This is a genomic window from Kitasatospora sp. NPDC059408 (assembly GCF_042751525.1).
GTDB lineage: Bacteria > Actinomycetota > Actinomycetes > Streptomycetales > Streptomycetaceae > Kitasatospora.
This window is the reverse complement of the sequence record NZ_JBHYWI010000002.1, coordinates 1-20,290: the sequence shown is the minus strand read 5'-3', so window position 1 is coordinate 20,290 and position 20,290 is coordinate 1. Positions and strand designations below refer to the sequence as shown.

The following is a 20,290-nucleotide window of genomic DNA, read 5'->3' as shown; positions in this document are numbered from 1 at the left end:
GTCAGGAGGCGGTGCCCGTCACCGTGGTGCCGGACCTGGTCACCTGGTAGCCGACGGTGGCGCCGCTCCAGAAGTGGAAGGTGAGCGTCGCCGGCGTGCCGTCCTTGAGCGCGTTGAGGAAGTCCGGCTTGAGGACCAGGGCGTTGCCCGCGTAGTCCGGCGCGAAGGCCGTGTTGAACGCCTGGAACGCGGTCCAGCTCGACGAGCCGGCGTTGGTGCCGTCGGCGTACTTGGCCTCCATGGTCGCGAGTTGGTCACCGTTGAACCGGGTGGGGATGGTGAGCGCGGTGCTGGTCCCGGTCGCGGCGGACACCACCGGCTTGTCGAAGGAGATCACGTGGAGCTGCCAGGGCTCGCCCTGCGAGTACTGGACCTGGAGGGTCGAGTTGACGCCGTAGGCGCGGTCGCCGGCCAGCCGGGTGAGCGCGTCGGAGGTCAGCGTCAGCTGGTCGCCGTTCAGGGTGTAGTCGAGGTAGGGGATCAGCGGCATGTCGCCCTGCCACAGTCCGGCGAACCACTGCCCGTTGCGGTTGAGCGTGATGGTCTGTGCCGGGATCGGGCCGGACTTCGGCACGAAGACGTTGTCGGTGGAGGCCGTGCCCGAGCGGGTGGTCCAGGACGTCTTGACCAGGGCCATCAGGTCGGGCTCGCGCCACTTCAGGGCGGTGCGGTCGAGGTAGTTGCCGTCGTCCCAGAGGGCGCTGGTGACGCCGTTGAGCCGGGCCTGGTAGTTGACGTCCTCGTAGTACTTCAGCAGCTCGCCCTGCTCGACGGTGTTGGAGTTGGGCTCGCTGAGCAGTCCGTACTCGCCCAGGTAGACCGGTATGCCCTTGCTGACGAACTCGCTGTGCATCAGGGCGAAGGTGTCGGCCTGCATCTTCTGGGTCTTCGCGTCGAAGCTGGTGCCGCCCGCGATGTTCACGCTGAACGGGTAGTAGCCGTAGTAGTGCACGGTGGCGACCAGGTTGCGGTCGTGCAGGGAGGCGATCTCCGCGTTCAGGTCGTCCATCAGGGGCTGGGACGGGGTGCAGCCCTGGGTGGGCAGGACGAGCAGACGGTCCTTGTTGCCGCCGCCCGAGTTGCGCACGATGGTGAAGAACGAGGTGTTGAGCTCGTTCATGTACGTGGTCTTCTGGGCGTCGGTCGCGTTGTTGAACTGCGGCTCGTTGACGCTCTCCATGAGCAGCTTGCGCGGCTCGTCCTTGAACGCGGCGGCGATCTGCTGCCAGGTCGAGTTGAACCGGGCCATCACGTTGTCGTGGTCGGTGGAGATGTCGGCGATCCACTTCCACGAGTCGTGGTGGACGTTCATCTCGACGTAGAGGCCGTCTGCGAGCGCGAGGTCGATCACCTGCTTCACCCGGGCCAGGTAGGTCGCGTCGATGGTGTAGGGGGCGGTGGCGGACTGGTGGGTGTACCAGGTGACCGGGATCCGGACGCTGCGGAAGCCCTGGGACCGCAGGTGGTCGAAGAGGGCCTTGGTGGTGAGCGGGTTGCCCCAGGAGGTCTCGTCGGGGATGGCGTCCAGGGTGTTGCCCAGGTTCCAGCTGGGCTGCATGGCGGCCACGGCGGCCATCGGGTCCCGGGGGGCCGGCCGGAAGAGCGATGCCGACTGGTCACCCTGGTGGTCCTGGTCGGCGAAGGCGGTGCCGCCGGCCACGCTGGTCGTGGTGAGCAGAGCCACCAGGAGGGCGGCCGACCGGCCGAGGCGGCGGCCGTGCGGCCGGGCGCTGCGCTGGGAGACGTTCATGGCGTGATCTCTCTCGTGAGTGGTGGGGGTGGTGTGGTGGTGCTGACGGCCGGTCATGATGACGGTTGGGGCTCGTAGTCGAACCGGTCGAAGTGGACGGTGCCCGCCGCGGCGTACATGCCGATGACCCGGCCGGTGAAGCCGCCGGCCACCTCGGTGGACAGGTACCGGCCTTCGAGCGTGGCGAGCGCGGTGAAGGTGCCGTCCGCGTCCTCGATGCCGAAGGAGAGGGTGTCCGGACCGCCGCGCGCGTCGCGCGGGGTCAGCGGGTCGATGTCGACGCCGAGCACCACCGGGCCGGCCGGCACCGGGCGGGAGGCGACCTCGGCGCGCACGGATCCGATCCGGGCGATCACGGCCACCCGGCCGTCGGCCGCCTCGATCTCGTAGTGGTGCTCCTCGTCCAGCCGGACGGCCAGGCCGCCGCGGCCGTCGGCCGGGTCGATCAGGGTGCGGGCCCGGCAGACGAGGTGCTGCTGGCGGCGGCCGACGAACACCGCGTCGTTCTCGTCGAGGGAGGCGCCGGCGGCCCGGAGGGTCAGCCAGCCGGATCGTTCCTTCGTGGTGCAGAGCTGCTCCGGGCGCTCGCGTACGGAGATCCACTGGGGGTGCAGTTCGGCCTGCTCGAAGTCGTCCCGGGACGGTACGGCGGCAGCGGGGTACAGCGGCCAGGCGGGGGCGGGGAGTTCGGTGGTGAGCGGGCCGACGGCCGGCCAGCCGTCGACCCACTCGACCGGAGCGAGGAAGGTCTCCCGGCCGAGCACGTGCCAGCCGGGGGTGCCGCCACGCGGCCGGACGCCGAGCAGCACCATCCACCAGGAGCCGTCGGGGGCCTGGACCAGGTCCGCGTGGCCGGTGTTCTGGATCGGCCGGTCGGTGCTGCGGTGCGTGAGGACCGGGTTGTCCGGGCACGGCTCGAACGGGCCGGTGGGCGTGGAGCCGCGGGCGATCGACACACCGTGGCCGCGTTCGGTGCCGCCCTCGGCGATGAGCAGGTACCAGTACGCGCCGATCCGGTAGAGGTGCGGCGCCTCGGGGGCCTTGCCGCCGGTGCCGGACCAGATCCGCCGCGGCTCGCCGAAGGTCTCGCCGGTCGTCGGGTCGAGACGCACCTGGGAGACGCCGGCGACGGTGCACCAGCAGGTGCCGTCCTCGTCCCAGGCGAGGTCCGGGTCGATGCCGGGCACCCCGGGCGCCGGGACCGGGTCGGACCACGGGCCGGCCGGGTCGGTGGCGGTGACGATCACGTTGCCGCCGCCGCCGACGATGGTGACGATGAGCCAGAAGCGGCCGTCGTGGTGGCGCAGGGTCGGCGCGTAGATCCCGGCCGAGGACGGCACCTCGGGCGCAAGGTGCAGCTGGCTCGGCCGGTCCAGGGCGTTGCCGATCTGGGTCCAGTTCACCAGGTCGCGGCTGTGGAAGACGGGGATGCCGGGGAAGTACTCGAAGCTGGAGCAGACGAGGTAGTAGTCGTCGCCCACGCGGCAGACGCTGGGGTCGGGGTGGAAGCCGGGGATCACCGGGTTGGACGCGGTGCCGGTGGGCTGGGGCTGGTCTGACACGTGGTCGGTTCCTGATTCGTGAGGAGGTGGTTCACGCTCGGGGGAGGGGGTGGCGCCCCGGGCCCTGGGCCCTAGAGAAAGTCGGGGCCGGGGCGCCACCGGTTCGGGGCTAGCCGATGGCGCAGGTCGCGCCGTTGAGCCAGAAGGCGGTCGGGTTCGCGTCGCTGCCGGACCAGGTGGCCTTGAAGCCCCACTGGGCGCTTCCGCCCTGCGGGATGGCGGCGTTGAAGGAGGTGTTCCCGGCGTTGACGCTGGGGCCGCTCTGCTTCACCGAGGCGTTCCAGCTGCTGGTGATCGCCGTGTCGCCGGCGAAGTTGAAGCCGAGGTCCCAGCCGTTGACCTGGCCGAGCCCGTTGTTGACGACGGTGACGGTGCCGATCACGCCGCCCGGCCACTCGTTCCTGTTGTAGACGACCCGGCAGCTCGCGCTGGTCGGGTGCATCTGCACGACCGTGATGCCGTAGGCGGGCACGGTCTGGGTGGTCGGGCTGCCGCTCTGCGCCGTTCCGATCGAGTTGCCGTTCTTGAGGTAGGAGTAGACGGTCGGGGTGTCGGAGGAGGCGGTGAACCCGGTGTACGAGAGGTTCACGGTGGCCGCGTTGTTCGGGTCCTTGTTGATCAGCATGACGGCCACGTCGCCGTTGGCGCGGCGCACGGCGTGCGCGGAGAGCAGCGAGGACGAGCCGGCGGCCTTGACCAGGGTGTCGCCGGGCGCTCCGAGCCTGCTGATCATCTGGGTGCCGTAGTAGGCGGGGAAGGGGGTGTTGAGGGGCGGCTCGCAGCTCGCGCCGCTGGAGACCATGCCGTAGTCGTTGTACTCGGTGGCGCCCTCGACCTGGCTCAGGTCGGTGCAGTCGACGCCGTTGTGGAGGGCCCACCAGTCGACGTTGAACGCGCCGTTCTCCATCCAGGTGAGGTACGTGTCCGGCGCGAACAGCCCGTTCGGGGAGGTGTCCCGGTAGGTGGTGGTGTTCGCCTCGGTCACCGCGATGCCGACGTTGGGGGCGTTGGTCCCGGCGTACTGGTTGATCAGCGAGCGCACGGTGCCGGCGATGTTCGGGATCAGGGCCTGCGGCTTGGTGAGCAGGTCGGCCGGGCTGGCTCCGCTGGGGTAGGTGTGAACGATCACGAAGTCGACCCTGGAGCCGGCGATCGACAGGACCGTGTGGTTCCAGTCCATGCTGTCGCCCGGGCCGACGACGCCGTCCGGCCAGCCGCCGGGGGTGGTGAGCACGGCGCCGATCTTGATGTTCGGGTCGGCCGCTTTCATCGCCGAGACGTACTGGACCAGGTTGGTCGCGTAGGTCGTGGCGCTCTTGCTGCTGTGGGTGTCGTACTCCCAGCCGCTGCCGTTGCTGTACTCCCCGTTGCCGTAGACCTCGTTGCCGACCTCCCAGTACGTGATGCCGTAGCCCTTGGTGACGTTGGCGTACTTGACCCAGTCGGCGGCCTCCTGGGGCGCGCCGGAGCCGTAGTTCACGGTGATGATCGGCTGCGTTCCGGCGGCGTGCATGGTGCCCATGAAGGCGTCGAAGCCGGTGTTCGGGGCGACGTACGCGCCGCCCGAGGCGGTGCCGGTCTGCCAGTGGTAGACGTCGGAGTGGCTGCCGCCGGGGTAGCGGACGGCGCCCATGCCGGCGGTGCGGAGCAGGCCGGGGGTGGCGGAGTCGTTCATGGTGGCGTCGAAGACGGCGGTGTTGATGCCGACGCCGGTGGCGGGGATGGTGGCGAGCTGCAGGGCGGCGTCGACGGACACCGACACGGAGCTCGCGGCGTGGGCGGGCGGCGCGACGGCGGCGATCGCGCCGGTGACCGCGAGCGACAGGGCCGCGGCGGCGGCGATGACGCGATCACGACATGTTTGTGCTGACCAGTTCATGCGTCCCTCCAGGGTGGTGGGGGTACGTGGTGTTCGGGTGGGGGATCGAACTCCCGCGATCTGGACGGCGGACCCGGCGCGGCTGCGTGTGATCGGGCCCGGACGCGAAGCGTGTTCCGTACGGATGCGGACCGGCGCGGTGGGGAGCGCGCGGTCGCCCGGTGCATGGTCAACTCCCTTCGGCGGCCCTCCTGGTGAGGCGCAGCAGGACGGCGGACGGTGCCGTCGGCAGGGTCACGGTGAGTTCGGCCCGGTCCGGGTGCCAGGCGGCGGTGGCCCGGCTGGAGGCCGGGTAGAGCACCTCGGTGCGGACGTCGGTGCCGAGCAGGTGGCCTTCCTCGGTCGTGCGGAGGGAGGGGGAGGGTGAGCGCTCACAACTGCGTGAAGTGAGCGCTCACAACGCGCGCAGGACCGCGCAGCCGCCGGCGGGCACCCGGCTCAGGGTGGCGCCCGTGAGCAGGTCGTGGGCCGGCTGGGGGAGCGGTACGGCCTCGGCGCTGTGGTTGAGCAGCAGGTGCCAGCTCCGGCCGTCCGGCGCGTGGCGGGTGACGGCCTCGACGCCGGCCGGCAGGCCGGGCAGGTCCGGGGTGACGCCCGCCTCCGTGAGCAGCCGCCCCACCAGGGTGGCGTAGCCGGCGTCGTCGAGGCGGGTGGAGAGGTACCAGCCGTGGCCGGATCCGAAGGTGTGCCGGGTGAGCGCCGGGCCGCCGGTCAGCATGCCGTGGGTGTAGGCGGCGACGGCCTCGGCGCCCTCGGTGCGCAGGGACTCGCTCCAGGAGGAGCCCGTCGAGCCGTCGGAGAGCGCGAGCTCCTCGCCCTGCGCCAGCGGGCGGTACTCCTCGACCCGGATGCCCAGCGCCTCGCGCAGCGGTGCGGCCGGGTAGCCGCCGAGCCGGGCGTGCAGGTGCTCGTCGACGGCGGCGCCGAAGTGCTGGAGGAGCAGGGTGCCGCCGTCGGCGACGTACCGGCGCAGGTTCTCGGCGCCCGCGTCGGTGAGCAGGAACAGGGCCGGGGCGAGGACGACCCGGTAGCGGCTCAGGTCGTGCTCGGGGTGGGCGAAGTCGACCGTCAGTCCGGCGTCCCACAGCGCCCGGTGGGCGCGGCGCAGCGCGGGGTAGTACTCGAGCTCGCCGGACGGGAGTCCGTCGACCTGCATCGCCCACCAGGCGTCGGAGTCGTGCAGCACGGCGACCTCGGCCCGGACGGTGGAGCCGGCGAGCTCGCCGAGCCGGGCGAGGTGCTCGCCGAGCGCCGTCACCTCGCGGAACGTGCGGCTGTCGGGCCCGGCGTGCGGGACCATCGAGGAGTGCCACTGCTCGGCGCCGGCCCGGGACTGGCGCCACTGGAAGAACAGCGCGCCCTCCGAGCCGCGGGCGACGTGGGCGAGCGAGTTGCGCAGGATGTCGCCCGGCTCCTTGGGGAGGACGCGGTCGCCGGCGTAGACGGTGTTGGTGCCCGATTCCATCAGCAGCCAGGGGGCGCCGCCGGCGAGGGAGCGGGCCCGGTCGGCGTCGAAGGCGGCGTGGGCGGCGGCCTCGACGCCGGGCCCGGTGGGGTAGTGGTTGACGGAGACCAGGTCGACCTCGCGGCCGAACGCCCACAGGTCGAGGTTCTGGTACCTGGGCAGCATGAGATTGGTCGTCACCGGCCGGTCGCTGTGGGCGCGGATCGCGTCGCGCTGCTCGCGGTAGGCGGCGAGGGCCTCGTCGGACCAGAAGCGGCTGTAGTCCAGGGCCTGGCCGGGGTTGCGGTGCCACTGGCTCTGGCGGGGCGGCAGGATCTGCTCCCACGAGGTGTAGCGCTGGCTCCAGAAGGCCGTCCCCCAGGCCTCGTTGAGGGCGTCGAGGGAGCCGTGGCGGGCGCGCAGCCAGACCCGGAACGCGGCGCCGGCGTGGTCGCAGTGGCACAGGGACACGTACTCGTTGTGCACGTGCCACAGGGCGAGGGCCGGGTGGTCGCCGTAGCGTTCGGCGAGGGCGTCGGCGATGCGGCGGGCGGCCCGGCGGTAGGCGGGGGCGGCGACGCAGTAGGTGTCGCGGCTGCCGTGGGTCAGCCGGGTGCCGTCGGGGCCGACGGGCAGGGCGTCCGGGTGGGCCAGGCTGAACCACGGCGGCGGCCCGGCGGTGGGGGTGGCCAGGTCGACGGCGACGCCGGCCGCGTGCAGCCGGTCGAGGTGGCCGTCGAGCCAGCCGAAGTCGTAGCGGCCCTCTTCGGGCTCCATCAGGGCCCAGGAGAAGACGCCGACGGTGGCGAGGTTGACGCGCGCGTGGCGCATCAGCTCGTCGTCCTGCTTCCACACCTCGGCGTCCCACTGCTCGGGGCTGTAGTCCCCGCCGAAGGCGAGGCCGCCGAGGCGGTCGGTGAGCCGGCGGATGTCCATGGGGAGATGTTCCTTCGGTAGGGGGGTCAAGTGCGGTGCGGAGCCGGTGCGGTGCTTTCGCGGACCACCAGTTCCGGCGGCATCAGGAGGAGTTGGTCCTTCGCCTCGTCGCCCGCGGCGGACGCGGTGATCCTCGCCATGACCTGTTCGACGGCGACCTGCCCGAGGTCCTTCTTCGGACTGGTCACGGAGGTGAGCCGGGGTGCGTGCTGCTCGGCCAGCGCGTCGGGGCAGATGGCGATGACGGAGGCGTCCTCGGGCACGGTCCGCCCGCTGGCGCGCAGCAGGCTGAGCAGCGGGCCGATCGCGGCCTCGTTCTGCACGACGAACCCGGTGGTGTCCGGGCGGTCCGCGAGGATGCGGGCCAAGGTGCCCGCGGTGCTCTCGTAGGTGCCTTCGCAGGGCCGGTGGAGGAAGCGCAGGCCGCGCCGTTCGGCACGGGCGCGGAAGCCGTTCAGGGTGCGCTCGGCGTACCCGGCGTGCCGCCGGTAGACGCCGCTGCTGTAGCCGATGAAGGCGATGTCGCGGTGGCCGAGGTCGGCGAGGTGGTCGGCGCACAGGGCGCCGGCGGTGGCGAAGTCGTGGTCGACGCAGGAGAGTCCGGCCGGGTCGTCGGGCAGGCCGATGAGGGCGGCCGGGATCTCCTCGGCCCGCAGGACCGGGATCCGGTCGTCGTCGAGCCGGACGTCCATGAGGATGACCCCGTCGGCGAGCCCGGTGGCGGCGACCCGGCGGACCCCTTCGGGCCCTTCGTCGTTGGTGAGCAGCAGGACGTCGTAGCCGTGTTCGCGGGCCGCCACGGTGACCGCGATGGCGATCTCCATCATCGTGGGCACGTGCACCTCGGGGCGGAGCGGCACCACCAGGGCGATGATGTGCGAGCGCTTGCCGGCCAGGGCCCGGGCACCCGCGTTGGGGTGGTAGCCGAGGTCCGTGATGGCCCGTTCGACGCGGGTCCGGGTCTCGTCGGAGATCGGCCGCTTGCCGCTGAGGGCGTAGCTGACCGTGCTGGACGAGACGCCGGCGTGCCTGGCCACATCGGCGAGTGTCACCATCGCTCTGCTTCCTTCGTGTCGGTTCCGGTAGGGGCGCGTTCCCGGTCCGTTTCCGGTCCGGCGGGGCGCGCCGGACCGGTGCGGACGGCTCAGCCCTTGATCGCTCCGGTGAGGACACCGGTGCGCAGGTGCTTCTGCACGAACGGGTACACGATCACCAGTGGTACCAGGGTGAGGACGACGACCGCCATCTGCAGGGACAGCGGTGCGGTCTGCGCGTGGGTGCTCCCGAAGCCGGCGTTGACGGAGCCCGGGATGCCGATGCCCCGGTTGACGTAGGTGAGCAACACGTATTGGAGGGGCCACTTCTGACTGTCGGTCGGCATGTAGAGCATGACGTTGAAGAACGAGTTCCAGTAGCCCACGGCGTAGAAGAGCGCGGTGACGGCGGTGACGGCACGTGAGGTGGGCAGGACGACGGACCACAGGATGCGCCAGTCCCCGGCGCCGTCCATCCGGGCCGCGTCGATGAGTTCGCCGGAGGTCTCCTGGTAGAAGGCCCGCAGCACCAGGATGTTGAACACGGAGACCGCGCTCGGCAGGATCAGCGCCCACCACTGGTCGTAGCCGCCGAGTCCGGTGACCACCAGGAAGCTCGGGATCAGGCCGCCGCCGACGAACATCGTGATGATCAGCAGCATCAGGACGAAGCGGTGGCCGAGCGAGCGGGGCCGGGAGAGGCCGTAGGCGCACAGGATCGAGACGGCCATGGACACCGCGGTGCCGACCACCGTGATGCCGAGGCTCACCATCAGGGCGGTGACGACCGTCGGGTCGCCGAGCATCTGGCGGTACGTCTCGGTGGTCAGGCCGTCCGGCCAGATCACCAGTCCGCCGGCCCGGTTGACGGCCCCGGGGGTGGAGAAGCTGGTCAGCACGATGATCCAGAGCGGGACCAGGATGACGGCGAGCATCCCGCCGAGCGTGAGGCCCTTGGCGGCCTGGCCGACGGTGGTCGGCGGCTCGTCCCACGGCGGGCGGGCCGAGCGGGCCCGGCGCCGGGCGGCTGCTGCCGCGGTGCGGCGCTTCTCGCCCCGCGAACCCATGGTGGTGAGTGCGTTCGTCATTTGCGGTACAGCCCGTCCTCGCCGAAGGCGTGCGCCAGCTTGTTGGCACCCCAGATGAGCAGCAGCGAGACCACGCTCTTGAAGAGCCCGGCCGCCGCGCCGTAGCTGTAGCCGCCGGTGGCGATGCCGTAGTAGAAGGAGAAGGTGTCCAGGACGTCCGCGGCGTCGTGGCCGACGGCGTCGCGCTGGATCAGGAACTGCTCGAACCCGACGGACAGGGCGTTGCCGAGCCGCAGGACCAGCATGAGCACGATCACCCCGCGCAGGCCCGGCAGCGTGATGTGCCACATCCGCCGCAGCCGCCCGGCGCCGTCGGCGGCCGCGGCCTCGTACAGCTCGCTGTTGATCGCGCTCAGCGCCGCGAGGAAGACGATGATCCCCCAGCCCGCCTCCTTCCAGATCGCCTGGGAGGTGACCAGCAGCGCGAAGGTGTGCGGGTTGGTCATGATGTCCCAGGTGCCGATGTCGTGCTGGCGCAGGAACTGGTTGAGCACGCCGGCGCCGCCGAGCATCTGCTGGAAGATCGTGACCGCCAGCACCCAGGAGAAGAAGTGCGGCAGGTAGACCACGGACTGGAAGAAGTTGCGGATCCGCTCGCTGATCACCGAGTTGAGCAGCAGGGCCAGGGCGATGGGGATCGGGAAGAAGAGGATCAGCTGGACGAAGCTGAGGTACAGCGTGTTCTTCATCGAGGCCCAGAACGCCGGGTCGCCGAACAGCTGCTGGAACTGGTCGAACCCGACCCAGTCGCTGTGCCAGACCCCGACCAGCGGGTCGTACTCCTGGAAGGCGGTGACGATGCCGAACAGCGGCGCGTAGTTGAACACCAGGAGCAGGACGACGGCGGGGACCGTCATCAGCAGGAGGGACTTGTCCCGCCGCAGCCTGGTCCGCCAGTTGAGCCGCGCCGGCCTGGCGGGGCGCTCCTGCTGTGCGGTGCTCACTGGCCCGTGCCGTACTTGTTGAGGACGTTCTCGGTCATCCATTTCTTGAGCCGGTCCCCGGGGCCGGAGCGCCAGCTGGCGACGACGTCCTGGACGTCGGAGACCTTCTTCTTGCCGCGGTAGCAGTCCTTGATGGTGTCGTTGACGCTCTGCGCGGCCTCGGCCGCGGCGACGGCCTGCGGCATGCTGTAGTTCACGCCCCAGAAGAGCGGCTTGGTGAGGGCCTTGACGTTGGCGGCCTGCCAGGCGGCGTAGTCCTTGGTGACCTGGTCGGCGCCGGGGTTGCTGATCACGGCGAGGGGACTGGCCAGGAACGCGTAGGTCGTCGGCTGGACGTCCTTCTTGCCCTCGTCCGTGAAGGTCGGCGACCCGTTGACCCGGCTGTGGTGGACACCCTCGACGCCGTAGTTGATCAGGGTGAACTCGGCCGTGCCGTAGGGCGAGGCGAGGTAGTTCGCGACGGAGAGCAGTTCCTCGATCTGCTCGGGCTTCAGGTCGGCGTTGAGGTAGCTGACGATGCCGGTGGCGGAGCCCATGTAGAGCACGGGCGTGCCCTTGCCGTCGGCGCTGAAGACGTTGAGGGCGCCGCGCCGGTAGTTCGGGTCCGCGGCGACGCCCGACTGGGAGTCGCTCAGGTTCCAGCCGCCCGTTCCGCCGCCCTGGATGAGCACCTTTCCGCTGTAGAAGCGCTGGGTGCCCTTGTCGTCGCCGGCCATCGCGTCGGGGTGCATGTAGCCGTTGGTCGCGAGCCGGTTGTGCCAGTCGAGGGCCTCCAGGAACTCCTGGGTCTCGAAGAGGTGGACCAGCTTGCCGTTGTCGACCTTCCACTTCAGGGGAGCGCCGAAGGCCGTGTACATGTAGGTCCACACGTCGTCGAAGGCCCACACGCCCCGCTTGGCGTCGGTCAGCTCCTTGCCGAGGTTCATCAGGTCGTCGGCGGACTTCACCTGGTCGGGAGTGATGCCGCGGGCTTCGAGGACGTCCCGGCGGTGGTAGACCATCCCCGCGATGGAGAAGTTGCTGGAGAAGGTCGGGATCCCGTAGATCCTGTCGCCCCAGGCCCCGACCTGCCAGGCGCCGGTGGGGAGGGCGGCCAGGTTCGGGTACTTCTTGATCTTGTCGCCGGCCAGGTACGGAGTCAAGTCCGCGATCTGGGTGCCGGCCAGCTCGCCGGTGTTGAAGTTGGGGTTCCACCAGGTCGGCAGGGTGATCCAGTCGGGCAGCTTCTTGGCGGCCGTCATGGTCGGGACGATGGTGTTGTAGTTGTTCCCGTCAGCCGGCTTGATCGTGAGCTGGACCCCGAGGGCCTTGTTCATCGCCTGGTAGAAGGAGTTGTCGACCGGCGGGTTGGTGCCCCACAGCGGCGTGACGGCCGTGTAGCTGCCGCCCTTGCCGGGAATGCCGGAGACGCTGGTGGGCGGGGACGCGGGGTAGGAGAGGTAGGCGGGATCGGTCGCGGCGTCGGCGCCGCCCTGCACGGAGGCTATGTCCGGCTTCACGGCGCTGCCGTTCGGCACGTAGGTCGGCAGGGCCGCCTTCAGGCCCTCCTTGGTGTTGACGCCGGCCTTCTTGCCCGAGCTCCCTCCGCTGCAAGCGGACAGCAGGGGCGCCATCGCGGCGGCTCCCGCGACCGCGGCGGCGCCGGTCAGGAAGCTCCTACGGTTCAACCCGGATCTCATGGTGGCGTGGCCCCTCTCCGTCGAAGCGTCGAAGCGCTTGGATGTTTCGGCGAGACTAACGACGCGTTACCGGTTCGGCAAGAGGCTGAACAAATGCAAAATCGTTTGTGTCCTGGGGAGTTGACAGCGCTCCCGGAGCGTGCCAGCGTCGAAGCGCTTCGATGAACGACCACCGAGCCCAGCCCGCCCGAGGGGTATTCCACGTGAGTTCCGTGCCCGCAGCCGCAGCCGGCCTGCCCGCTTTCCGCAATCCCGCGCTCGCCCTGCGCAAGCGTGTCGACGACCTGCTCGGCCGGCTCACGCCCGACGAGCGGCTCGCGATGCTGCACCAGTACGCGCCGGCCGTGCCGCGCCTCGGGGTCGGCCCCTTCCGCACCGGCGCCGAGGGTCTGCACGGCGTCTCGTGGCTGGGCGTGGCGACGGTCTTCCCGCAGGCCGTCGGCCTCGGCGCCACCTGGGACGAGGACCTGGTGCGCCGGGTCGCCGAGGCGGTCTCCACCGAGCTGCGGGCCTTCCACTACCACCGCCCGCCGATGATCGGCACGGCCGAGGACGGACCGAACTCCCTCCAGGCCTGGGCCCCGGTGCTCAACCTGCTGCGCGACCCGCGCTGGGGCCGCAACGAGGAGGGCTACTCCGAGGACCCGGTGCACACCGCGCGCATCGGCGAGGCGTTCTGCCGGGGCCTCGCCGGCGACGACCCGACCTACCTGCGGGCGGCCCCGGTGCTCAAGCACTTCCTCGCCTACAACAACGAGGACGACCGCTGCACCACCTCCTCCGGGGTGCGCCCGCGCGTGCTCCAGGAGTACGACCTCGCCGCCTTCCGGCCCGTCGTCCAGGCCGGCGTCGCGACCGGTGCCATGGCCGCCTACAACCTGGTCAACGGCCGTCCGTGCCACGTCAGTCCGCTGATCGAGACGGAGCTGCGCCGCTGGGCCGGGCCGGCCGGCCCCGACCTGTTCGTGGTGAGCGACGCCGAGGCGCCGTCCAACCTGGTCGACCCGGAGCACTACTTCGAGGACCACGCGGTGTCCCACGCGGCGGCGCTCAAGGCCGGCATCGACAGCTTCACCGACCACGGCCAGGACAGCGCGACCGTGGTCGGCCGGCTGCGCGAGGCGCTGGAACGCGGCCTGATCGACCAGGCCGACGTGGACCGCGCCGTCCGCCGGCAGCTGGAACTCCGCTTCCGTGTCGGGGAGTTCGACCCCGAGCTCGACCCCTACGCCACCACCGGCGCCGACGTGATCGACTGCGCCGACCACCGCGAGCTGGCCCGGCAGGCCGCGACCGAATCCGTCGTCCTGCTCAAGAACGACGGCCTCCTGCCGATCGACCCCGCCCGCACGCCCAAGATCGCCGTCATCGGCCCGCTCGCCGACGCGCTCTTCGAGGACTGGTACAGCGGCACCATGCCGTACCAGGTCGGCCTCGCCACCGGCCTCGGCGCGGCCCTCGCCCCGCACGGCGGCGAGGTGGTCCACGTGGACGGCTCCGACCGGATCGCCCTGCGCTCGCGCACCACCGGCGACCTCCTCGGCAAGACCTCCTTCGACGTCACCGACTGGGGCGGCGGCGCCCTCACGCTGCGCGCCGCCGACACCGGCCGCTTCCTGACCGTCAAGGAGGACGCCGCCCTCGCCGCCGACCTGGAGGTGATCAAGGCCTGGTTCGTCCAGGAGACCTTCCGGCTCGAACCGGTCGGCCCGGCCGGCGAGGACACCGTGCTGCTGTACAACGTGTTCACCGGCCGCTACGCCGCCGTGGACCCGATCGACGGCCGGGTGACCGTCACCGCCGAGACCCCGGAGACCGCCGAGCGCTGGCAGCGGGAACTCCTGCGCGACGGCCTCGCCGAGGCCCGCGAAGCCGCCGCGGCGGCCGACACGGCGCTCGTCGTCCTCGGCAACCACCCGATGGTCAACGGCCGCGAGACGGAGGACCGTGCCGACATCGACCTGCCCGAGGGCCAGGAGGTGCTGCTGCGCGTCGTCGCCGAAGCCCGCCCGGAGACGGCACTGGTGCTGATGAGCAGCTACCCGTTCGCCGCCGACTGGGCCGACGAGCACCTGCCCGCCGTGGTGTGGACCTCCCACGGCGGGCAGGAGACAGGCCACGCGCTGACCGCCGTGCTGCTCGGCGAGGCCGAGCCCGCCGGCCGCCTGCCGCAGACCTGGTACCGCGGCGACGACCCGCTGCCCGCCCCGCTCGACTACGACATCATCAAGGCCGGGTGGACCTACCAGTACCACCAGGGCGCCACCCTCTACCCCTTCGGCCACGGGCTGTCCTACACCGACATCGCCTACCGCGACCCGCGCCTGTCGCAGCCGTCGATCGGCCCGGACGGCGAGGTCGACCTCACGGTCACCCTGGAGAACCGCGGCCGACGCTCCGGCGGCGACGTGGTCCAGGTCTACGTCCGGGCCCTGGACGCCCGCTACGAGGCGCCCCGGGTGCGCCTCGCCGACTTCCGCAAGGTGCGGCTGGAGCCGGGGGAGAGCCGCGAGCTGACGTTCCGGCTGCCGGCCGAGCGGTTCGCCCACTGGGACGTCGCCACGGGCGCCTTCGCCGTCGACCCCGGCGACTACGAGGTCGTCGTGGCGCGCTCCGCCGAGCACCCGGTCCTCGTCACGCCGCTCACCGTGACCGGGACGGCGCCCGCCCCCCGCGCCGTCGTCGAGCGGACCGTCCGGGCCGTCGACTTCGACGACCACACGGACGTCACCATCGTCGACGCCACCCGCGCCGACGGCGACGCCGTCACCCCCACCGCCCCCGGGCAGCCCGCGGCGCTCCTGTTCCGCGCCTGCGACGTGACGGGGGCCGTCCGGATCGAGGCCGAGACGGCCCGCGAGCACGGCGAGGACGGAGCTGCCCGGCTGGAGGTCCGGGCCGGCGGGCACCTGCTGGCCGGGATCGACGTGCCCGTCACCGGCGACCGCTACGCCTGGACGACGGTCACCGCCGAACTCGCCGCCCCGCTCGACGGCGTGCAGGACGTGATCCTGACCCTGCACGGCGACTTCCGGCTCGCCGCGTTCCGCTTCGCCGCGGCCGGCTGACGCCTCCCGCCCCACAGACCGGCGGCCCGTTGGGGGAACGGGCCGCCCACCATCTCCGTCCAGGACCCGAAGCGGCGAGGCCCGTCCGGCGCCGCTTCCGCTCCGTTCCACCCACCCGCCGCCCGGAGGCGGCTCCCATGTCGCTGCTCACGCCCCACCACGCCGGCTCGTCATCGCACCACCCGGAGGATTCCCCCATGCCGCTCACCGACTTCGGACTCGACGAACTCGTCCGGTACCGGCCCGAGTTGACCGACCCGGAGAACTTCGACGAGTTCTGGCGGCAGACCCTCGCCGAGGCCCGTTCGCACGGCGGGGCGGTCAAGGCCGAACGCGTCACCGCGCAGTACTCCCTGCGCACCGTCGAGGTCGACGACGTGCGGTTCCCCGGCTGGAACGGCGAGCCGGTGGCCGCCTGGCTGCTGCGCCCGCGCGGCGTGGACGGGCCGCTGCCCGTCGTCGTCACCTACCTCGGCTACTGCTCCGGCCGCGGGCTGCCCACCGAGCACCTGTTCTGGCCCTCCGCGGGCTACGCCCAACTCGTCGTCGACAGCCGGGGCCAGGGCCACGACACCCCCGACCGGGGCATGGGCGACGGCACCCAGTGGGTCGAAGGCTTCATGACCAAGGGCATCGACTCCCCCGAGAACTACTACTACCGGCGGCTGATCACCGACTGCGTGCGCGCCGTCGACGCCGTCGCGCAGCTGCCCGGTCTCGACACCGACCGGATCGTGCTGACCGGCGGCAGCCAGGGCGGCGGCCTGTCCATCGCCGTCGCCGGGCTCACCGGGGACGCCGTGGCGGCGGTGATGCCGGACGTCCCGTTCCTGTGCCACTTCCGCCACGCCGTCCAGATCGCCGGCGAGGGGCCGTACCCCGAGATCGTCAAGTACCTGCGCTGGCACAGCCGGCACCGCGTGGACCCTGCCCTCGCCACCCTCGACTACTTCGACGGCGTCCACTTCGCCCGGCGGGCCACTGCCCCGGCCCTGTTCAGCGTCGGCCTGATGGACCCGGTCTGCCCGCCCTCGACGGTCTACGCCGCGTTCAACCGCTACGCGGGCGAGGACCGCACGATGACGGTGTGGCCGTTCGCCGACCACAGCGGAGGCTGCGGCTCCAACCCGCCCGCCCAGCTCGCCTGGCTGCACGCGCGCGGCCTCGGGCCGGAGCTGTGAACGTGAACATCCCGGCCTTCCCGGACCTGCCCGCCGGATTCCGGTTCGGTGCCGCCACCGCCGCCTACCAGATCGAGGGCGCCCACGACGAGGACGGCCGCGGCCCGTCCATCTGGGACACCTACAGCCACACCCCCGGGCGCACCCTCGGCGGCGCCACCGGCGACACCGCCTGCGACCACTACCACCGCTACCCCGAGGACGTCGCCCTGCTCCGGGAGCTCGGCGTCGACGGCTACCGTTTCTCGATCGCCTGGCCCCGCCTCGTCCCGGGCGGCACCGGCCCGGCCAACCCGAAGGGCCTGGACTTCTACGACCGCCTGATCGACGAACTGCTCGCCGCCGGGATCGCGCCCGCCGCCACCCTCTACCACTGGGACCTGCCGCAGGCCCTGGAGGACCGGGGCGGCTGGCGCGTCCGGGAGACGGCCGAGGCGTTCGCCGAGTACGCGGCCCTCGCCGCCGACCGGTACGGCGACCGGGTCGAGCGCTGGATCACCCTCAACGAGCCGTTCTGCTCCGCCTTCGTCGGCTACGCCGAGGGCCGGCACGCCCCCGGCGCCCGGGAGGGCCGCGGGGCACTGGCGGCCGCCCACCACCTCCTCGTCGGGCACGGGCTCGCCGTCCGGGCGCTCCGCGCGGCGGGAGCCCGGGAGGTCGGGATCGCGCTCAACCTCGACCGCCTCCACCCCGCCTCCGACCGGCCCGGGGACCTCGCCGCGCTGCGCCGCGCCGAGGTCCTGCACAACGAGGTCTGGACCGAGCCGCTGTTCGCCGGGCGCTACCCCGCACACGAGGCCGAGACCTGGGAAGGACTCGCGGACGGCCCGTGGCGACGGCCCGGCGACCTCGAACCGATCGGCGCGCCACTGGACTTCGTCGGCATCAACTTCTACCGGCCGGTCACCGTCGCGGCCGCCCCGCACCACGAGGCCGACCCCGAACTGCGCACCGCCACGGACATCGGCGTCACCGAACCGAACCCGTACGGCACCCGGCTCACCACCATGGGCTGGCCCGTCGTCCCGTCCGCGTTCACCGAACTGCTCACCGGGCTCCACGCCCGCTACCCGCGGCTCCCGCCGCTCTGGATCACCGAGAACGGCTCCGCCGAGGCCGACCGCATCACCCCCGACGGCAGCGTCCACGACCCGGAGCGGACCGACTACCTGGCCGGCCACCTCGCCGCCGTCGCCGACGCCATCGCGTCCGGGGTCGACGTGCGCGGTTACTACGTCTGGTCGCTGCTGGACAACTTCGAGTGGGCCCGCGGCTACGAGCAACGCTTCGGCCTGGTCCGCGTCGACTACGACACCCTCACCCGCACGCCCAAGGACAGCTACCACTGGTACCGGGGCCTGATCACCGCGCACCGCGCGCGGACGGAGGAAACCGCCCGATGAAGTTCACCGACGGCTACTGGCTGATGCGCCCGGGCGTCACCGCGCGCTACGCCACCGAGGTCGCCGACGTCCGGACCGGCGAGGACCGGATGACCCTCTACGCGCCCGTCAAACACGTGCGCGGCCGCGGTGACACGCTCAACAGCCCGCTGCTGACCGTCGAGTGCTGGTCCCCGGCCGAGGGCGTGATCGGCGTGCGCACCACCCACCACGCCGGCTCGGTGCGGCGCGGGCCGGAGTTCGCGCTGCCCGGCGCCGAACAGGGCAGCGGGAAGGTGCGCCGGGACGGCGACGTCGTGGAGCTCTGCGCCGGCGAACTGACACTGCGGGTGGACACCTCCAAGCCGTGGCAGCTGGAGTTCACCGCCGGCGGGCGGGTCCTGACCTCGGTGGGCGAGCGCGGCACCGGCTTCGTCACCGACGCCGACGGCCGCCACCACATGCTCGGACAACTCGCCCTGGGCGTCGGCGAGCTGGTCTACGGCCTGGGGGAGCGGTTCACCCCGTTCGTCCGCAACGGCCAGGTGGTGGACATCTGGCAGGCGGACGGCGGCACCAGCAGCGAACAGGCCTACAAGAACGTCCCGTTCCACCTCACCAACCGGGGCTACGGGGTGTTCGTCAACCACCCCGGCAGGGTCGGCTACGAGGTCGGCTCCGAGTCCGTCGGGCAGGTCCAGTTCAGCGTCGAGGACCAGTCGCTGGAGTACTTCGTCGTCCACGGCCCGACCCCCAAGCGGATCCTGGAGCGCTACACCGCGCTCACCGGCCGCCCCGCGCTGCCCCCGGCCTGGGCACTGGGCCTGTGGCTGACCACCTCCTTCACCACCGAGTACGACGAGGCCACCGTCAACCGCTTCGTCGGCGGCATGGCCGAGCGCGGCATCCCGCTGAGCGTCTTCCACCTCGACTGCTTCTGGATGCGCGAGTACCAGTGGTGCGACTTCGTGTGGGACCCGGACACCTTCCCGGACCCGGCCGGCATGCTGGCCCGGCTCAAGCAGCAGGGGCTGCGCATCTCCGCCTGGATCAACCCGTACATCGCGCAGAAGTCGGAGCTGTTCGCCGAAGGCATGCGCGAGGGCCACCTCGTGCGGCGCCCGGACGGCAGCGTCTGGCAGTGGGACCTGTGGCAGCCGGGCATGGCCCTGGTGGACTTCACCAACCCCGCCGCCCGCGAGTGGTACACCGGCAAGCTGCGCACCCTGCTGGACGTCGGCGTGGACTGCTTCAAGACGGACTTCGGCGAGCGCATCCCCACCGACGTGGTCTGGCACGACGGTTCCGACCCGGAGCGGATGCACAACTACTACACCCACCTGTACAACCAGGCGGTGTTCGAGCTGCTCCGGGAGGAGCGCGGGGAGGGCGAGGCGCTGCTGTTCGCCCGTTCCGCCACCGCCGGCGGCCAGCAGTACCCGGTGCACTGGGGCGGCGACTGCGAATCGCACTTCAACGCCATGGCGGAGTCGCTGCGCGGGGGCCTCTCCCTCGGCCTGTCCGGCTTCGGCTTCTGGAGCCACGACATCGGCGGCTTCGAGGGCACCCCCACCCCCGCCGTCTTCAAGCGCTGGACGCAGTTCGGCCTGCTCTCCTCGCACAGCCGCCTGCACGGCAGCAAGTCCTACCGGGTGCCGTGGGACTTCGGCGAGGAGGCCGTCGAGGTCACCCGCGAGTTCACCCTGCTCAAGCACCGGCTCGCGCCCTACCTCCAGCGCGCGGCGCAGCAGGCCCACGCCACCGGCGTCCCCGTGATGCGGGCGATGGTGCTGGAGTTCCCGGACGACCCGGCCGTCGGCACGCTCGACCGGCAGTACCTGCTCGGCGACGACCTGCTCGTCGCCCCGGTCTTCACCGAGGACGGGACGGTCGAGTACTACGTGCCCGAGGGGACCTGGACCAACGTCCTGACCGGCGATCAGGTCACCGGCCCGCGCTGGGTGCGCGAGCAGCACGGCTTCCACACCCTGCCGCTGCTCGCCCGACCGGACTCCGTCATCCCGCTCGCGGCGGACGACCAGCGCCCGGTGTCCGCCTGGGCGGAAGGCGTCGAACTGCGGGTCCACGCCTTCGCGGACGGCGCCGAGCGCACCGTCGTGATCCCGCGCAGCGACGGCCCCGGCGAGACCGCCCGCTTCCACCTGCGCCGCACCGGCGACCGCCTCAAGGTGACCACCGACAGCCCGCACCCGTGGCAGCTGCGGATCGGCGGCCCGGACGGTGCCCTGCACATCGGCCCGGCAGGCACCCGGGAAGCCGACCTGCCCTACCCGGCCTGAGGCCGGCCCCCGACGCGAGGTCCCGCACGCCACCGCACCGTGG

The 20,290-nt window shown here is 71.8% G+C and carries 13 protein-coding genes; 4 read left to right on the top strand and 9 right to left on the bottom strand.

Annotated features, from left to right (window positions below; all coding sequences use genetic code 11):
- Position 1 precedes the first annotated feature (1 nt).
- The 9 genes from ACFXDE_RS02630 to ACFXDE_RS02590 form a co-directional block, all read right to left on the bottom strand.
- A complete protein-coding gene (locus tag ACFXDE_RS02630; RefSeq protein WP_380490137.1) occupies positions 2-1,750 on the bottom strand; it encodes a cellulase family glycosylhydrolase in 1,749 nt (582 codons plus the stop codon).
- A 53-nt stretch (positions 1,751-1,803) separates the two neighbouring features.
- A complete protein-coding gene (locus ACFXDE_RS02625) occupies positions 1,804-3,312 on the bottom strand; it encodes a glycoside hydrolase family 43 protein (RefSeq protein WP_380490135.1) in 1,509 nt (502 codons plus the stop codon).
- Positions 3,313-3,421: 109 nt separating this feature from the next.
- Positions 3,422-5,191, bottom strand: a complete 1,770-nt coding sequence (locus ACFXDE_RS02620) for a cellulose binding domain-containing protein (protein ID WP_380490133.1) — start codon at positions 5,189-5,191, stop codon at positions 3,422-3,424.
- Between the two features lie 169 nt (positions 5,192-5,360).
- Positions 5,361-5,492, bottom strand: a complete 132-nt coding sequence (locus ACFXDE_RS02615) for a hypothetical protein (RefSeq protein WP_380438090.1) — start codon at positions 5,490-5,492, stop codon at positions 5,361-5,363.
- Positions 5,493-5,585: 93 nt separating this feature from the next.
- Positions 5,586-7,571, bottom strand: coding sequence for a beta-galactosidase (locus ACFXDE_RS02610; RefSeq protein WP_380490131.1), 1,986 nt, complete (start codon positions 7,569-7,571; stop codon positions 5,586-5,588).
- A 26-nt stretch (positions 7,572-7,597) separates the two neighbouring features.
- Complete coding sequence (locus tag ACFXDE_RS02605) at positions 7,598-8,626, bottom strand: LacI family DNA-binding transcriptional regulator (protein ID WP_380438094.1); 1,029 nt, start codon at positions 8,624-8,626, stop codon at positions 7,598-7,600.
- Between the two features lie 89 nt (positions 8,627-8,715).
- On the bottom strand, positions 8,716-9,693 hold the full coding sequence (locus ACFXDE_RS02600) for a carbohydrate ABC transporter permease (protein ID WP_380438096.1): 978 nt from the start codon (positions 9,691-9,693) through the stop codon (positions 8,716-8,718).
- Complete coding sequence (locus ACFXDE_RS02595; protein WP_380490129.1) at positions 9,690-10,679, bottom strand: ABC transporter permease; 990 nt, start codon at positions 10,677-10,679, stop codon at positions 9,690-9,692. The genes ACFXDE_RS02600 and ACFXDE_RS02595 overlap by 4 nt, the downstream gene beginning before the upstream one ends.
- Positions 10,634-12,304: a twin-arginine translocation signal domain-containing protein gene (locus ACFXDE_RS02590; RefSeq protein WP_380490127.1), complete on the bottom strand. Its 1,671-nt coding sequence runs from the start codon at positions 12,302-12,304 to the stop codon at positions 10,634-10,636. Before ACFXDE_RS02590 ends, ACFXDE_RS02595 begins: the two co-directional genes overlap by 46 nt.
- Positions 12,305-12,477: 173 nt before the next feature.
- On the opposite strand from ACFXDE_RS02590, the gene ACFXDE_RS02585 reads away from it, so the two are divergent.
- The 4 genes from ACFXDE_RS02585 to yicI all read left to right on the top strand — a co-directional run bounded on the left by ACFXDE_RS02585 (position 12,478) and on the right by yicI (position 20,247).
- Positions 12,478-15,384 carry a glycoside hydrolase family 3 C-terminal domain-containing protein gene (locus ACFXDE_RS02585; protein ID WP_380490125.1) on the top strand — a complete coding sequence of 969 codons (2,907 nt, stop codon included), beginning with the start codon at positions 12,478-12,480 and terminating at the stop codon, positions 15,382-15,384.
- Between the two features lie 197 nt (positions 15,385-15,581).
- Positions 15,582-16,565 (top strand): acetylxylan esterase, encoded by a 984-nt coding sequence (locus ACFXDE_RS02580; RefSeq protein WP_380490123.1) that lies wholly within the window; start codon positions 15,582-15,584, stop codon positions 16,563-16,565.
- A 2-nt stretch (positions 16,566-16,567) separates the two neighbouring features.
- Entirely contained in the window at positions 16,568-17,968 is a 1,401-nt protein-coding gene (locus ACFXDE_RS02575; RefSeq protein WP_380490121.1) for a GH1 family beta-glucosidase, read from the top strand.
- Positions 17,965-20,247 (top strand): alpha-xylosidase, encoded by a 2,283-nt coding sequence (yicI, locus tag ACFXDE_RS02570; protein WP_380490118.1) that lies wholly within the window; start codon positions 17,965-17,967, stop codon positions 20,245-20,247. Before ACFXDE_RS02575 ends, yicI begins: the two co-directional genes overlap by 4 nt.
- Positions 20,248-20,290 lie beyond the last annotated feature (43 nt).

Bases quoted from the DNA above. Each gene is read 5' to 3' on its own strand.
- ACFXDE_RS02605 (WP_380438094.1), bottom strand. From the start codon at position 8,626: ATGGTGACACTCGCCGATGTGGCCAGGCACGCCGGCGTCTCGTCCAGC.
- ACFXDE_RS02595 (WP_380490129.1), bottom strand. From the start codon at position 10,679: ATGGATGACCGAGAACGTCCTCAACAAGTACGGCACGGGCCAGTGAGC.
- ACFXDE_RS02585 (WP_380490125.1), top strand. From the start codon at position 12,478: ATGAACGACCACCGAGCCCAGCCCGCCCGAGGGGTATTCCACGTGAGT.
- ACFXDE_RS02600 (WP_380438096.1), bottom strand. From the start codon at position 9,693: ATGACGAACGCACTCACCACCATGGGTTCGCGGGGCGAGAAGCGCCGC.
- ACFXDE_RS02610 (WP_380490131.1), bottom strand. From the start codon at position 7,571: ATGGACATCCGCCGGCTCACCGACCGCCTCGGCGGCCTCGCCTTCGGC.
- yicI (WP_380490118.1), top strand. From the start codon at position 17,965: ATGAAGTTCACCGACGGCTACTGGCTGATGCGCCCGGGCGTCACCGCG.
- ACFXDE_RS02580 (WP_380490123.1), top strand. From the start codon at position 15,582: ATGCCGCTCACCGACTTCGGACTCGACGAACTCGTCCGGTACCGGCCC.
- ACFXDE_RS02620 (WP_380490133.1), bottom strand. From the start codon at position 5,191: ATGAACTGGTCAGCACAAACATGTCGTGATCGCGTCATCGCCGCCGCC.
- ACFXDE_RS02630 (WP_380490137.1), bottom strand. From the start codon at position 1,750: ATGAACGTCTCCCAGCGCAGCGCCCGGCCGCACGGCCGCCGCCTCGGC.